We start from the raw sequence: 516 nt of genomic DNA on the forward strand, positions 1-516 counted from the left end.
GATCGTGCCGCAAGTTGAGGGTGATTTTGTGGGAGCGATTCAGCAAGAGATAAGCGAGCATAGCTTGATTAAACAAGTATTTAGCGGTGAAGAGTTAGAAAAAAGCGGTATTGTTAAAAAAGGGTATTATGGGGCTTTATTGGAAACATTAGAGGGTTTGGGTTTTGGAGAAAAAACAGATGATGAAAACTTTAAACTCACTCTCAATCAAAACGAATTTTTAGAAAAAGAGCCAGAACTAGAAAAATTAAAAGATGAAAAATACCTGGATCTTGAAAAATTAAAAGATTTTTTAAAAGATCGTTTAGTGGGTCATTTTAGAGTGAGGAACAAAAACGAGCGAAAGAGTGAAAAAATCAAAATCAATAAAGAAAATTTTAAAAAATTTGAAACTTTATGGGAGGGTTTGAATCATCAAGCCCGGATCGCTTATGCCATTGATAGTGAGAGCTTGATTGATGAGATTGTAACAAAGATCAACGCTTCTTTTAATGTCAAGTCAAAAATCGTTTCGGT

At 33.9% G+C, this 516-nt stretch carries 1 protein-coding gene; it reads left to right on the plus strand.

Translation table 11 applies throughout. The annotated features are described in order from the left end of the window. Nucleotides 1-28: 28 nt before the first annotated feature. A partial coding sequence (locus tag IE260_RS43555) for a hypothetical protein (protein ID WP_229881870.1) occupies nt 29-516 on the plus strand: 488 nt, incomplete at its 3' end.

The organism is Streptomyces viridiviolaceus, assembly GCF_014650995.1.
Classification (GTDB): domain Bacteria; phylum Actinomycetota; class Actinomycetes; order Streptomycetales; family Streptomycetaceae; genus Streptomyces; species Streptomyces viridiviolaceus.